A 13,181-nucleotide genomic window follows, 5' to 3' on the forward strand; every position below is an offset into this window, starting at 1 on the left:
TGTGCGGGGTCAGCCGGTGTTGCGCAGGCCGGCGGCGACGCCGTTGACGGTCAGCAGCAGGGCGCGGGAGAGCAGCGGGTCGGGCTGCTCGTCGGCCTCGGCGGCGTCGCGCTGACGCTTGAGGAGGGCGACCTGGAGGTAGCTGATGGGGTCGAGGTAGGCGTCGCGGATGGCGAAGGTCTGGCGCAGGGCGGGCTGGGCGTCGAGGAGTTCGGCCTCGCCGGTGACCTTCAGGACCTCGGCGACGGTCAGCTCGTGTTCGGCGCGGATGGTGTCGAAGACGTGGCGGAGCTCGTCGGGGACGAGGGTGTCGACGTAGTGCCCGGCGATCCGCAGGTCCGTCTTCGCGAGGGTCATCTCCACGTTGGAGACGAAGTTGCGGAAGAAGTGCCACTGTCCGTACATCTCTTCGAGCACGGTGTCGAGACCGGCCTCGCGCAGGGCCTTCAGACCCGAGCCGACGCCGAACCAGCCGGGGACGATCTGGCGGGACTGGGTCCAGCCGAACACCCAGGGGATGGCGCGCAGGCCGTCGAGGGAGACGCCCGAGCCGGGGCGGCGGGCGGGCCGGGAGCCCAGGTGCAGGTCGGCGAGCTGGTCGACCGGCGTGGAGGCGAGGAAGTACGTCGGGAGGTCGGGGTCCTCGACGAGTTCGCGGTAGGCGGCGTGGGCGGCGTCGGAGACGACGTCCATCGCGGCGTCCCAGCGGGCGAGGGCCTCGTCGGACTGGCGGGGCGCGGTGTGCAGGGCGGAGGCCTGGAGGGTGGCGGCGACCGTCAGTTCCAGGTTCTCCCTGGCGAGCGAGGGGATGAGGTACTTGTCGGAGATGACCTCGCCCTGCTCGGTCACCTTGATCTCGCCCTCCAGGGTGCCCCAGGGCTGGGCGAGGATGGCGTCGTGGGAGGGGCCGCCGCCGCGGCCGACGGTGCCGCCGCGGCCGTGGAAGAGGCGCAGGCGGACGCCGTAGCGGTGGGCGACGTCGCGCAGGCGGCGCTGGGCGCGGTGGATCTCCCACTGGCTGGTGGTGATGCCGCCGAACTTGGAGGAGTCGGAGTAGCCGAGCATGACCTCCTGGACGTCGCCCCGCAGGGCCACGAGCCTGCGGTACGACGGGTCGGAGAGCATGTCCTCCAGGATGGTGTCGGCTGCCTTGAGCTCGTCGGTGGTCTCCAGCAGCGGCACGATGCCGATCTTGGCCCAGCCGGCGTGGAGGTCGAGGAGGCCGGCCTCGCGGGCGAGGACGGCGGCGGCGAAGACGTCGTCGGCGCCCTGGCACATGGAGATGATGTAGGACTCGATGACCTCGGGTCCGAAGACCTCCAGGGCCTTCTTGACGGTCTGGAAGACGCCGAGGGTCTTCTCGCCGGCCGCGTCGACGGGTGCGGGGGTGGGGGCGAGGGGGCGGCGGGAGCGCAGTTCCTTGGCGAGGAGCTTGGTGCGGTAGTCCCGGGGCATGTCGGTGTAGCGCCAGGATTCCTCGCCGAGCCGGTCGAAGAGCTGGCCGAGGGCGTGGTGGTGGGCGTCGGCGTGTTCGCGGACGTCCATGGTGGCGAGCTGGAGGCCGAAGGCGGCGAGGGTGCGGATGGTGCGGTTCATGCGGCCGTCGGCGAAGAGTCCGCCGCGGTGGGCGCGCAGTGAGGTCTGGATGAGGGTGAGGTCGGCGAGGAGTTCGCCGGTGCCGAGGTAGTCGCGGCCGTCCTGGTGGGGGGTGCCCTTGGCGAGGCGCTGCTTGGTGTTCTCGAGCTTCTGGCGGATGCAGGTGGCCTTGAGCCGGTAGGGCTCCTCGGCGTTGAGGCGCTTGTAGCGGGGGCTGATCTCGGGGAGGTTCTCGAGGTCGGCCTTGAGGGAGGTGGTGAGTTCCTCGGTGGCGCCGCTGTAGCGGATGGAGTTCGACAGGAAGCCGCGGAGTTCGTCGATCATCTCCAGGGCGTCGTTGATGCCGTGTTCGTGCTGGAGGATGAGGACGTCCCAGGTCACCTGGGGGGTGACGTTGGGGTTGCCGTCGCGGTCGCCGCCGATCCAGGTGCCGAAGGTGAGGGGGCGGGTGGTGTCGGGGAGGGTGACGCCGACGCGTTCGAGTTCGGCGGTGAGGTCCTCGAGGACGTCGCCCACGGCGTTGGCGTGGAGTTCGTCGAGGTAGTAGATGGCGTTGCGGGCCTCGTCGGCGGGTTCGGGGCGGACGACGCGGAGTTCGTCGGTCTGCCAGACGAGGTCGATGTTCTCGGCCAGGCGGGTGTCGTGGCGGCGGCGGTCGGAGTCGATGACGGGGGTCTCGAGGAGCGCGGCGATGCGCCGGAGCTTGTTGAGGACCGACCGGCGTGCGGCTTCGGTGGGGTGCGCCGTGAAGACGGGGCGGACGTTGAGGTGCTCGACGGTCTGCCGCAGGTGCTCGGGGTCGGCGTCCTTGAGGCGGTCGGCGGTGCGGGAGAGCAGTCCGCCTTCGGCGGCTCGGCGGGCGCGCAGCTCACGGCCTCGGTGCACCTGTTCGGTGACGTTGGCGAGGTGGAAGTAGGTGGAGAAGGCGCGTACCAGCTTGGCGGCGGTCTCCAGTTCGGTGCCGCGCAGCAGCTCGGCGGCGGCTTCTCCGTCCTCGCGGGTGAGGCGGCGGACCTTCTCGACGAGTTCTAGGAGCTCGGGGCCTTCCTGGCGGACGAGTGTCTCGCCGAGGAGGTCGCCCAGGCGGCGGATGTCGGCGCGCAGCTCGGTGCTGGTGTTCGCCTGGGACTCAGTCTGGTCGTCGGCACTGCTCACAGGTGCGGCTCCTTGCAGTGTTGAAGCTCGTCTGGGAGGGAACCCGGGTGACCGGCGCGCGGCGGGGTGCCGCATACGGGTGGTGCTTCCGGGAAGAGTTTCAGAGCGGACCGCGCTGTCCGACCGGTTCCAAGGATAGGTGTCGGGGCGGACGCGCAGGTTCAGGGGCTCTTGCCGCCGGGCCGGGCGCTGCCATACTTACGACGCCGTAGGTTACGGAACCGTAGGGAACACCTGCCCGGTTCCGGTCGTGCGGTATCCGCTCTCACGACCCTCGACCCCACAGGGGACGCCCCAATGACCACGAGTTCCGATGTGATCGAAGAGGCCCCGGAGGCTTCCGGCGGTGCTATGCCCTCCGCGACGCTCGGCGGGGAGCAGAAGCGTTCGATCGAGCAGATCGCGCTGCTGCTGTTCATCGCCGTTCCGTTCGTCGCGCTGGTGGCGGCCGTGCCGCTGGCGTGGGGATGGGGGGTGAGCTGGCTGGATCTGGGTCTGATGGTGTTTTTCTACTATCTGGGCTGTCATGGCATCACGATCGGTTTCCACCGGCATTTCACGCATGGTTCGTTCAAGGCGAAGCGGCCTTTGAAGATCGCGCTGGCGATCGCGGGGTCGATGGCGGTGGAGGGCCCGCTGGTGCGGTGGGTGGCCGATCATCGCAAGCATCACAAGTTCTCCGACGCCGAGGGTGATCCGCATTCGCCGTGGCGGTACGGCGAGTCGCTGCCCGCGTTGATGAAGGGCCTGTGGTGGGCGCACATCGGCTGGTTGTTCGACGAGGAGCAGACGTCGCAGGAGAAGTACGCGCCGGATCTGATCAAGGATCCGGCGCTGCGTGCGATCTCGCGGCAGTTCGTGCTGTGGACGATGCTGTCGCTGGCGTTGCCGCCGGTGATCGGTGGTCTGGTGACGATGTCGTGGTGGGGGGCGTTCACGGCGTTCTTCTGGGGTTCGCTGGTGCGGGTGGCGTTGCTGCATCACGTGACGTGGTCGATCAACTCGATCTGTCACGCGGTGGGCAAGCGGCCGTTCAAGTCGCGGGACCGGTCGGGCAATGTGTGGTGGCTGGCGGTGCTGTCGTGCGGTGAGTCGTGGCACAACCTGCATCACGCGGACCCGACGTCGGCGCGGCACGGTGTGATGCGCGGGCAGGTGGATTCGAGTGCGCGGCTGATCCGGTGGTTCGAGCTGGCGGGGTGGGCGTACGACGTGCGCTGGCCGTCACGCTCGCGTATCGATTCGCGGCGCAACACCGACGAGGGTGGTTCCCGGCGCCGGAAGGCGCCCGTCGAGGCGGCATGATTGACGCTGTGGCGACCGACTCCAGCAGCATCAGCAACGACAAGCCGCGGCGGACGCGCCGTACCCGGATGACCGGTGCGGAGCGCCGCCAGCAGCTGCTGGAGATCGGGCGCACCCTGTTCGCGGCGAAGGGGTTCGAGGGCACGTCGGTGGAGGAGATCGCGGCGAAGGCCGGGGTGTCCAAGCCGGTGGTGTACGAGCACTTCGGCGGGAAGGAGGGCTTGTACGCGGTGGTGGTCGACCGTGAGATGCGGCGGCTGCTGGACATGGTGACGGGTTCGTTGACGGCCGGCCATCCGCGTGAGCTGCTGGAGCAGGCGGCGTTCGCGTTGCTGGACTACATCGAGGAGTCCACGGACGGGTTCCGGATCCTGGTGCGTGATTCGCCGATTCCGCAGTCGACGGGTTCGTTCGCGTCGTTGATCTCGGACATCGCCACGCAGGTGGAGGACATCCTGGGGCGTGAGTTCAAGAGCCGTGGTTTCGATCCGAAGCTGGCTCCGTTGTACGCGCAGGCACTGGTGGGGATGGTCGCGTTGACGGGGCAGTGGTGGCTGGAGGTGCGGCGGCCGAAGAAGTCCGAGGTGGCGGCGCATCTGGTGAATCTGGCGTGGCACGGTCTGGACGGCCTGGAGGCGAAGCCGCGCTTGATAGGGCATCGCAAGACTTGAATGAGTGTTTCACCAGATGAACCTTGTGGCGCGATGCCGGTATGACTCGGATCGCGATCAGTGCAGCCCGTGCCCAGCTCGGAGACCTGGTCCGCCGCGCCGCCCACAGCCGCGAGACCATCGCCCTCACCGACCACGGTCTTGTGGCGGCGCTTCTCGTCTCACCGCAGGTGATAGAGGACCTCGAAGACGCCCTCGCCGTCGCGGACCACCAGCGACGCAAGGCGGAGGGCACGCTCGGTGCGGGCATCCCCATGGCAGAGGTGCGCAAGCGGCTGGGGCTGGAAGAGAAGTGACCTACGAGATCATCTTCGAACCACACGCCCTCGATGCGGCCACGCGGTTCCTGGAGGGGGACCCGAAGGGCCTGTCCGCGACCCTGGACGCGATCGACGAGCTGGCCGACGCCCCGTCCACTCACCCTCCCTTACGGGCCACCGCGAACACGCGGCGGAACGGGAACGGCGTCCCGTACTCCGTCGCCGGATACGCCTCGCGCAGTGCCTGGCGGTAGGCGCGCAGGAAGGCGTCGTGGGCCTCGGGCCGGTCGGCGAGGGCGGCGAGGACGGGGCGCAGTCCGGTGCCCTTGACCCAGTCGAGGACGGGGTCCTCGCCGTGCAGCAGGTGGGTGTACGTCGTCTCCCAGGTGTCGGCCTCGCAGCCCAGGGCGGTCAGGTGCCGCAGGTAGGCGGTGGGGGTGAGGACGGCGTCGTCGTGGCGGAGGGCGTCGGTGACGCCGTGCCGGGCGGCGAGGTCGCGCATCAGGCGGTGGCTGGGGGCGTCGAAGTTGCCGGGGACCTGGAAGGCGAGGGTGCCGCCGGGGGCGAGTGCCGCGATCCAGTCGGCGAAGCGCTCGGTGTGGCCGGGGATCCACTGGAGTGTGGCGTTGCTGATGATCAGGTCGTGGGGCTCGGCGGGTGACCAGGTGCGGACGTCGGCGTGGGTGAAGTCGAGGCGGCCGCCGCCGGGGGTGGGGCCTTCGTGTTCGGTGTGGGCCTTGTCGAGCATCTCGGTGGAGTTGTCGTAGCCGGTGATGCGGGCGCCGGGCCAGCGTTCGGCGAGCAGGGCGGTGACGTTGCCGGGGCCGCAGCCGAGGTCGGCGATGCGGGGGCGGTCCTCTGCCGGGAGGGCGGGGACGCGGGCGAGGAGGTCGGCGAAGGGGCGGGCGCGGTGGGCGGCGTGGCGCAGGTACTGCGCGGGGTTCCAGGTGGGGGTGGTCATGGGTCCACTCTCCGCCCCTTATTATCTCGACGTCAAGAGACTTCACATCAAGAGACTTCATGTCGACACAACCACTACACTGATCGTCATGGAGGACGAGGTCGATCGGCTGGTTGCAGCGTGGCGCCGGGAGCGCCCGGACCTCGACGTGGAACCGCTTGAGGTGCTCAGCCGGGTGAGCCGGCTGGCCCGGCATCTGGACCGGGCGCGCCGGCTGGCGTTCTCCGAGCACAGCCTGGAGCCCTGGGAGTTCGACGTGCTGACCGCGCTCAGGCGCGCGGGATCGCCGTACCAGCTCTCCCCCGGACAGCTGCTGACCCAGACGCTGGTCACCTCCGGCACGATGACCAACCGCATCGACCGGCTCGCCAAGAAGGGCCTCGTCGAGCGGCTGCCCGACCCCAGCGACCGGCGCGGTGTGCTGGTGCGGCTGACCGTCGAGGGCCGCGACCGCGCCGACCAGGCCCTGGCCGGACTGCTCGACCAGGAGCGGGCCATCCTCGCCGAGCTCTCCCGTGCCCAGCGCGGTGAACTGGCCGCGCTGCTACGCCAGCTGACCGCCCCGTTCGACAACATCCCCGGTTAGGTCGACCGGGCCGACCCCGGCCCTGCGGGCGAGCGCGACGGCGGCGAGGGTGGAGTGGACACCCAGCTTGCCGAGGACGTTCTGCATATGGGTGCGTACGGTGTGCGGGCTCAGGAACAGCCGTTCGGCGACCGCCTTGCGGCCGAGCCCCGCGACCATGCAGCGCAGCACCTCGCGTTCGCGCGGGGTGAGTGACTCCACCAGGCGTTCGCTCTCGGTGCGGTGCTTGCGGGCGGCCGTCAGCTCGCGCAGCACCCCGGTCAGCAGGGCGGGCGGCAGATGCGTCTCGTCGCGCAGCACGCCCCGGACGACGGTCAGCAGCCGCGACAGCGAGCAGTCCTTGGCGACCCAGCCGGACGCCCCGGCCTGGAGCGCGAGGGCCGCGCGCCGCGGGTCGTCCTTCTCGGCGAGCACGACCGTGCGCACACCCGGCTGGGCGCCGCGCACCCCCGTGACCAGGGAGATCCCGTCGACGGTGCCCTCCTCGCCGCCGTCCGGCACGGACGCGACGGGCTGCACGGGCACCGCCGGCCGTATGCCGGGCACGGCCCCGCCGAGGTCGGCGTCGACGAGCAGGACGTCGTAGCGGCGCCCCTCGGCGGCCGCGCGCTCCAGGCAGCGCAGCGCCGCGGGGCCGCTGCCCGCGGCGGAGACGTCGACGTCGGGCTCGGCGGCCAGGGCGGCGGCGAGCGACTCGGCGAAGATGCGATGGTCGTCGACGACCAGGACTCGGATGCGTACCACGAAACCCCCTTCCCCAAGCTCTCTCACGAGCAGGGGATGCCAAGGTCGGGAGAAACTTGTGACAGGCACGGGCACGGCGCCCGGAGCGTCGCACCGCCACGGCCGCCGCCGTGCGGAAACAGCTACCCCCACTTCGGGCGTCGTACCCGACTGTCTCGCCCCCTGAACGGCACCGGCCCCCACCGGTGCTGTCCATCAGGGTACGGACGGGGAACGGCAACGGAAGGTTATTTGCAGAACTGGCCGACGGACGCGTTTATGGTGTGCCGCATGTTTCGTATCGAGGCGGAAGTCGACAAGGCCCGGCGAGATCTGCTCCGTTCACGTCTGCGCGACACCAACACGGCGGCCTCGCCGATCCTGCGCGCGCTGCGCGGCACCCCGCAGGAACGCGAGAACCCCCTGCACGTCTGGGCGTCTGACGCGGGGGGCGAACTGGCGGGAGGACTGGTCGGTCACACGTGGACGACCTGGCTGCACGTGGCGTATCTGTGGGTCGACGAGCGCCACCGCGGTGCGGGGCTCGGCGGCCGGCTGCTGGCGGAGGCGGAGCGCCTCGCGCTCGAAGGGCGCGGCTGCCGGGCCGCCCGGCTGGAGACCTGGGACTTCCAGGCGCCGGAGTTCTACCGCAAGCAGGGTTACGACGTGGTGTGCGTGATCCCCGACTATCCGCCGGGGATCACGGAGTACACCTTGGTCAAACGGCTGGCCTGAGCGCGCGGTTCGAGCGGCAGGCGCAAACATCCGAGCCGGTCGGACCGCCGGGCCGGGCGGGCACCCGCGGGCGCGATGCCGGACCGCGCGGGCCGTGGACCGGGCGGCCGTGCGGATGCCCCGGATGCCCGGGGCGGGGTGGGTGGTCAGGCGGCCGGGTCGAGGCGGCGGGCGCCCGGGGAGGGGACCGCCTCGAAGACCCGAGGGGCCGTCAGGCCGGCCGTCGCGAAGGCCTCTTCGACGGCCTTGGTGATCGCGTCGACGTCCGTCGCCTCGGCGAGCACGATCGCCGAGCCGCCGAAGCCGCCGCCGGTCATCCGGGCACCGAGCGCGCCCGCGGCGACCGCCGTGTCGACGACCAGGTCCAGCTCGCGGCAGGAGACCCGGAAGTCGTCGCGCAGCGAGGCATGGCCCTCGGTGAGGACGGGGCCGATGGCGCGGGTGTCGCCCGCCTCCAGCAGCGCCACCACGCGCTCCACGCGCCGGTCCTCGGTGACGACATGGCGCACCAGACGGCGCACCTCCTCGTCGTCGAGCCGGGCGAGGGCCTCGTCGAGGCCGTCGTGGGGGACGTCGCGCAGGGCGTCGACGCCGAGCAGCGCGGCGCCCTGCTCGCAGCCCGCGCGGCGCTTGCCGTACTCGCCCTCGTTGTGGGCGTGCTTGACGCGGGTGTCGACGACCAGCAGGCGCATGCCCTCGGCGGCCAGGTCGAAGGGGATCTGCCGCTGCGCCAGGTCGCGGGTGTCGAGGAACAGCGCGTGGCCGTCCTGGCAGCAGGCGGACGCGGTCTGGTCCATGATGCCGACGGGCGCGCCGACGTAGACGTTCTCCGCGCGCTGGCACAGGCGGGCCAGCTGCCACCGGGCGAGGCCCAGTGCGAACAGGTCGTTCAGCGCGAGGGCGACGACGACCTCCACGGCCGCCGACGAGGACAGGCCCGCGCCCGCGGGGACGGTGGAGGCGAGGTGGATGTCGGCGCCGGTGACCGGGTGCCCGGCCTCGCGCAGTGCCCACACCACACCGGCCGCGTACGCGGTCCACTCCTTGTCGGCGAGCGGCTGCAGTTCGTCCAGGCGCAGTTCGGTGACGCCGGTGCCGATGTCCGCGGAGTGCAGGCGCAGGACGCCGTCGGTACGGCGGGAGACGGCGGCGACGGCGGTGTGCGGCAGCGCGAAGGGCATCACGAAGCCGTCGTTGTAGTCGGTGTGTTCACCGATCAGGTTGACCCGGCCGGGCGCGGACCAGACGCCGTCGGGTGTGGCTCCGTACAGTGCGACGAAGCCGTCTCGGACCTCAACTGCCCCCACTTAACGCTCCCTTGCGATGGCCTGTGCGAACTGCCAGGCGTCGGCGACGATCCCGGCGAGATCCGGGCGGGACGGGTTCCAGCCGAGCCGCTCGCGGGCGGTGTCGGCGGCGGCGACCAGGACCGCCGGGTCGCCGCCCCGGCGGGGGGCCACGACCTCGGGGATCGGCCGGCCGGTGACCTGGCGGACGGTCTCCACGACCTGGCGCACGGAGAAGCCCTCGCCGTTGCCGAGGTTGCAGATCAGGTGCTCGCCCTCGGTGGCGGCCGTCAGGGCGAGGAGGTGGGCCTCGGCGAGGTCGGCGACATGGATGTAGTCGCGGACGCAGGTGCCGTCCGGGGTCGGGTAGTCGTCGCCGTAGACGGAGATGGCGTCGCGGCGGCCCTGGGCGACCTGGAGGACGAGCGGGATCAGGTGCGACTCGGGGTCGTGGCGCTCGCCGCAGTCCCCGTAGGCGCCGGCGACGTTGAAGTAGCGCAGGGAGACGGCGCCGAGGCCGTGGGCGGCCGCCTCGCCGGTGATCATGTGGTCGACGGCGAGCTTGGAGGCGCCGTAGGGGTTGGTGGGCCGGGTCGGGGCGCTCTCCGGGATCGGGACCTGCTCGGGTTCGCCGTAGGTGGCGGCGGTGGAGGAGAAGACGAGCTTGCGCACGCCCGCCTCGCGCATGGCGGCCAGCAGCGCCATGGTGCCGGCGACGTTGTTCTCCCAGTACTTCTCCGGCCTCACCACGGACTCGCCTACCTGTGAGGAGGCGGCGAAGTGCAGCACGGCGCCGTAGGAGGCGTCGAGCCACTTGGCGGCGTCGCGGATGTCGCCCTCGACGAAGGCGGCGCCCGCGGGAACGCCCTCGCGGAAGCCGGTGGAGAGGTTGTCGAGGACGGTGACCTCGTGGCCCGCCTCCAGCAGATGCTGGGCGACCACGCTGCCGACGTAACCCGCCCCGCCCGTCACCAGGTACTTCATGAACTCGCTACCTCTCGCAGTCGCTCGGCCGCGCGTTCCGGCGGCACGTCGTTGATGAACACGCTCATGCCGGATTCGGAACCCGCGAGGAACTTCAGCTTTCCGGAAGTCCTTCGGACGGTGAAAAGCTCCAGGTGCAGTCCGAAGTCGTCGCGGTTGACGCCGTCGAACTCCTCCAGCGGCCCGAACGGCGCCTGGTGCCAGGCGGCGATGTAGGGCGTGGGGGAGGCACCCTCGCCGAAGATACGGTCGAACCGCCGCAAGAGTTCCAGATAGACCTTGGGGAACTCTGTGCGAGCGGCCTCGTCCAGGGCGAGCAGGTCCGGTACCCGGCGCCTCGGGTACAGGTGGACCTCGAAGGGCCAGTGGGCGGCGTAGGGGACGAACGCGACCCAGTGTTCACCCTCCAGGACGACCCGCTCACCGGCGAGTTCACGCTCCAGGACGGCGTCGAAGAGGTTCTCGCCGCCGGTGGCCTCCTTGTGCGCGGCCGTCTGGCGCAGCATCAGGGCGGTACGGGGCGTGGTGAAGGGGTAGCCGTAGATCTGCCCGTGGGGGTGCTGGAGGGTCACACCGATCTCGGCGCCCCGGTTCTCGAAGCAGAACACCTGCTCCACGGAGGGCAGATGGGACAGCTCGAAGGTGCGGTCGGTCCAGGCGTCGAGGACGAGGCGTGCCTGCTCCTCGGTGAGGGAGGCGAAGGACGCGGTGTGCTCGGAGGTGAAGCAGACCACCTCGCAGCGGCCGGAGTCCCCGGCGAGGGAGGGGAAGCGGTTCTCGAAGACGACGACGTCGTAGGTGAAGTCGGGGATCTCGCTGAGGCGTTCGCCCTGGGAGGGGCACAGCGGGCATTCGTCGGCGGGCGGGTGGTAGGTGCGGCCCTGCCGATGGGAGGCGACCGCGACCGTGTCGCCGAGCAGCGGGTCGCGGCGTACCTCCGAAGTGGTGACCGTGGGCTCCAGCGGGCGGCGGTCCACCGCGTCGCGCACCGAGTCGTCCCGCAGGTCGTAGTAGATCAGCTCACGACCGTCGGCCAGCCGGGTCGAGGTCTTCTTCACCGCGACTCTCCATCCGTACACAGGGCAAGGCTTCGCACAGGGGCAAGGCTTCCAACAGAACCGAACACATCAAAGCACAAACCCCCACGTGAGTCACCACCACAACCGAACAAAGAACACCACTCCAGGTGAGGTCCGGATGCACATCCCCCCACAGCACACCCGCCTCGTCCCGCTCGCGGCCGAACTGCGGCTCCCCACCAACTGGCTCGACTACACGATCCTGGCGATCTACTTCGTGGTCGTCCTGGGCATCGGTTTCGCCGCCCGCCGCTCGGTGAGGACCACCCTCGACTTCTTCCTGTCGGGGCGCTCCCTGCCCGCCTGGGTCACCGGCCTCGCCTTCATCTCGGCCAACCTGGCCGCGACGGAGATCCTCGGCATGGCGGCCAACAGCGCCCAGTACGGCGCCTACACCGTCCACTGGTACTGGATCGGCGCCATCCCGGCCATGGTCTTCCTCGGCCTGGTGATGATGCCCTTCTACTACGGCAGCAAGGTGCGCTCGGTGCCGGAGTTCCTGCTGCTGCGCTTCGACCGCTGGGCGCATCTGCTCAGTTCGGTCCTGTTCGCCTTCGCGGCGATCCTGATCGCCGGGGTGAACCTCTACGCCCTCGCGATCGTCGTCGAGGCCCTGCTGGGCTGGCCGCAGTGGGTGGCCATCGTCGTCGCCGGGTTCTTCGTCCTCGCCTACATCACTCTCGGCGGCCTGTCCTCGGCGATCTACAACGAGGTGCTGCAGTTCTTCGTGATCCTGGCGGCCCTGATCCCGATCACCGTGCTCGCCCTGAAGAAGGCCGGTGGCTGGGACGGCCTGAGCGACACCCTGACGGACGCCCAAGGCCCGGACTTCGTCACCGCCTGGGGCGGCACCGGCATCGGCAGCGACAACCCGCTCGGCGCGAACTGGCTGACGATCGTCCTCGGCCTCGGCTTCGTCCTCTCCTTCGGCTACTGGACGACGAACTTCGCCGAGGTGCAGCGCGCGCTGTCCGCCAAGAACCTCTCCGCCGCCCAGCGCACCCCGCTCATCGCCGCGTACCCGAAGATCTTCATCGTCTTCCTGGTGATGATCCCGGGCCTGGCTGCCGCCGCCCTGGTCCCGGGCTTCGGCACCGAGGAGTCGGGCTACCAGTACAACGACGCCATCCCGTACCTGATGGAGGACCTGCTGCCCAACGGCGTGCTCGGCATCGCCGTGACCGGTCTGCTGGCCGCCTTCATGGCGGGCATGGCGGCCAACGTGTCGTCCTTCAACACGGTGTTCACCACCGACATCTGGGCCAAGTACGTCGTCACGGACCGCGAGGACGGCTACTACGTCCGCTTCGGCCGGCTGATCACCGCGATCGGTGTGATGGCGTCGATCGGCACGGCGTTCCTCGCCTCGTCCTTCTCCAACATCATGAGCTACCTCCAGACGCTGTTCTCCTTCTTCAACGTGCCGATGTTCGTGGTCTTCATCATCGGCATGTTCTGGAAGCGGGCGTCCATGAGGTCGGGCTTCTGGGGACTGCTCGCCGGGACGACCGCCGCGATGGTGAACTACTTCGTCCTCTACAAGCAGGACGTCATCTCCATCCCCACCGACCAGGGCGCCAACTTCGTCTCCGCCATCGCGGGCTTCGTGGCCGGCGCCGTGGTGATGTTCGCCGTCTCCCTGTTCACCGCGCCCAAACCCGCCGAGGAGCTCCAGGGCCTGGTCTACGGCACCCGGTCCCCCGGCATGGCCGAACCGCCCGCCGAGGGCGACGACGCCTGGTACCGCCGTCCGGCGCTGCTCGGCTGGGGCGCGGTGATCCTCGCGGCCGCCTGCTACATCCCGTTCTCGTTCTAGCGGCATCCTGATCAGGAGGTGGAG

General features: G+C 70.3%; 12 protein-coding genes. 6 read left to right on the forward strand and 6 right to left on the reverse strand.

Annotated elements, in window-relative coordinates:
- Positions 1–9: 9 nt before the first annotated feature.
- Positions 10–2,751, reverse strand: a complete 2,742-nt coding sequence (gene ppc, locus ACZ6SQ_RS23090; protein ID WP_469565029.1) for a phosphoenolpyruvate carboxylase — start codon at positions 2,749–2,751, stop codon at positions 10–12.
- A 297-nt stretch (positions 2,752–3,048) separates the two neighbouring features.
- Here ppc and ACZ6SQ_RS23095 point away from each other — a divergent pair, with 297 nt between their 5' ends.
- Genes ACZ6SQ_RS23095 through ACZ6SQ_RS23105 form a run of 3 tightly spaced genes read left to right on the forward strand, consistent with a single transcriptional unit; the run spans position 3,049 to position 5,023 of the window.
- Positions 3,049–4,056: an acyl-CoA desaturase gene (locus ACZ6SQ_RS23095; RefSeq protein ID WP_469565031.1), complete on the forward strand. Its 1,008-nt coding sequence runs from the start codon at positions 3,049–3,051 to the stop codon at positions 4,054–4,056.
- Entirely contained in the window at positions 4,053–4,727 is a 675-nt protein-coding gene (locus tag ACZ6SQ_RS23100; RefSeq protein WP_469565033.1) for a TetR family transcriptional regulator, read from the forward strand. Before ACZ6SQ_RS23095 ends, ACZ6SQ_RS23100 begins: the two co-directional genes overlap by 4 nt.
- A gap of 41 nt (positions 4,728–4,768) precedes the next feature.
- Positions 4,769–5,023, forward strand: a complete 255-nt coding sequence (locus ACZ6SQ_RS23105) for a type II toxin-antitoxin system Phd/YefM family antitoxin (protein WP_469565035.1) — start codon at positions 4,769–4,771, stop codon at positions 5,021–5,023.
- Positions 5,024–5,144: 121 nt separating this feature from the next.
- Here the strand turns inward: ACZ6SQ_RS23105 and ACZ6SQ_RS23110 are convergent, their stop codons facing one another.
- Positions 5,145–5,948: a trans-aconitate 2-methyltransferase gene (locus tag ACZ6SQ_RS23110; RefSeq protein WP_469565038.1), complete on the reverse strand. Its 804-nt coding sequence runs from the start codon at positions 5,946–5,948 to the stop codon at positions 5,145–5,147.
- Between the two features lie 88 nt (positions 5,949–6,036).
- Here ACZ6SQ_RS23110 and tamR point away from each other — a divergent pair, with 88 nt between their 5' ends.
- The gene (gene tamR, locus ACZ6SQ_RS23115; RefSeq protein ID WP_386379045.1) at positions 6,037–6,534 is read left to right on the forward strand and encodes a MarR family transcriptional regulator TamR; all 498 of its coding nucleotides are present in this window, start codon (positions 6,037–6,039) and stop codon (positions 6,532–6,534) included.
- On the opposite strand, the gene ACZ6SQ_RS23120 is transcribed toward tamR, so the two are convergent.
- Positions 6,493–7,278 (reverse strand): LuxR C-terminal-related transcriptional regulator, encoded by a 786-nt coding sequence (locus ACZ6SQ_RS23120; protein ID WP_469565040.1) that lies wholly within the window; start codon positions 7,276–7,278, stop codon positions 6,493–6,495. The genes tamR and ACZ6SQ_RS23120 overlap by 42 nt on opposite strands.
- A 258-nt stretch (positions 7,279–7,536) precedes the next feature.
- Here ACZ6SQ_RS23120 and ACZ6SQ_RS23125 point away from each other — a divergent pair, with 258 nt between their 5' ends.
- Entirely contained in the window at positions 7,537–7,992 is a 456-nt protein-coding gene (locus ACZ6SQ_RS23125) for a GNAT family N-acetyltransferase (RefSeq protein WP_469565042.1), read from the forward strand.
- Between the two features lie 146 nt (positions 7,993–8,138).
- On the opposite strand, the gene galK is transcribed toward ACZ6SQ_RS23125, so the two are convergent.
- Genes galK through galT form a run of 3 tightly spaced genes read right to left on the reverse strand, consistent with a single transcriptional unit; the run spans position 8,139 to position 11,320 of the window.
- Entirely contained in the window at positions 8,139–9,299 is a 1,161-nt protein-coding gene (gene galK, locus ACZ6SQ_RS23130; protein WP_469565045.1) for a galactokinase, read from the reverse strand.
- A complete protein-coding gene (gene galE / locus ACZ6SQ_RS23135) occupies positions 9,300–10,262 on the reverse strand; it encodes a UDP-glucose 4-epimerase GalE (protein WP_469565047.1) in 963 nt (320 codons plus the stop codon).
- Positions 10,259–11,320 (reverse strand): galactose-1-phosphate uridylyltransferase, encoded by a 1,062-nt coding sequence (gene galT / locus ACZ6SQ_RS23140; protein ID WP_469565049.1) that lies wholly within the window; start codon positions 11,318–11,320, stop codon positions 10,259–10,261. The genes galE and galT overlap by 4 nt, the downstream gene beginning before the upstream one ends.
- Positions 11,321–11,459: 139 nt before the next feature.
- Between galT and ACZ6SQ_RS23145 the strand changes: the two genes are divergently transcribed.
- Complete coding sequence (locus tag ACZ6SQ_RS23145; RefSeq protein ID WP_469565051.1) at positions 11,460–13,157, forward strand: sodium:solute symporter family protein; 1,698 nt, start codon at positions 11,460–11,462, stop codon at positions 13,155–13,157.
- Positions 13,158–13,181: the final 24 nt, after the last annotated feature.

The sequence above is a fragment of the Streptomyces sp. NPDC048600 genome (genome assembly GCF_055587025.1).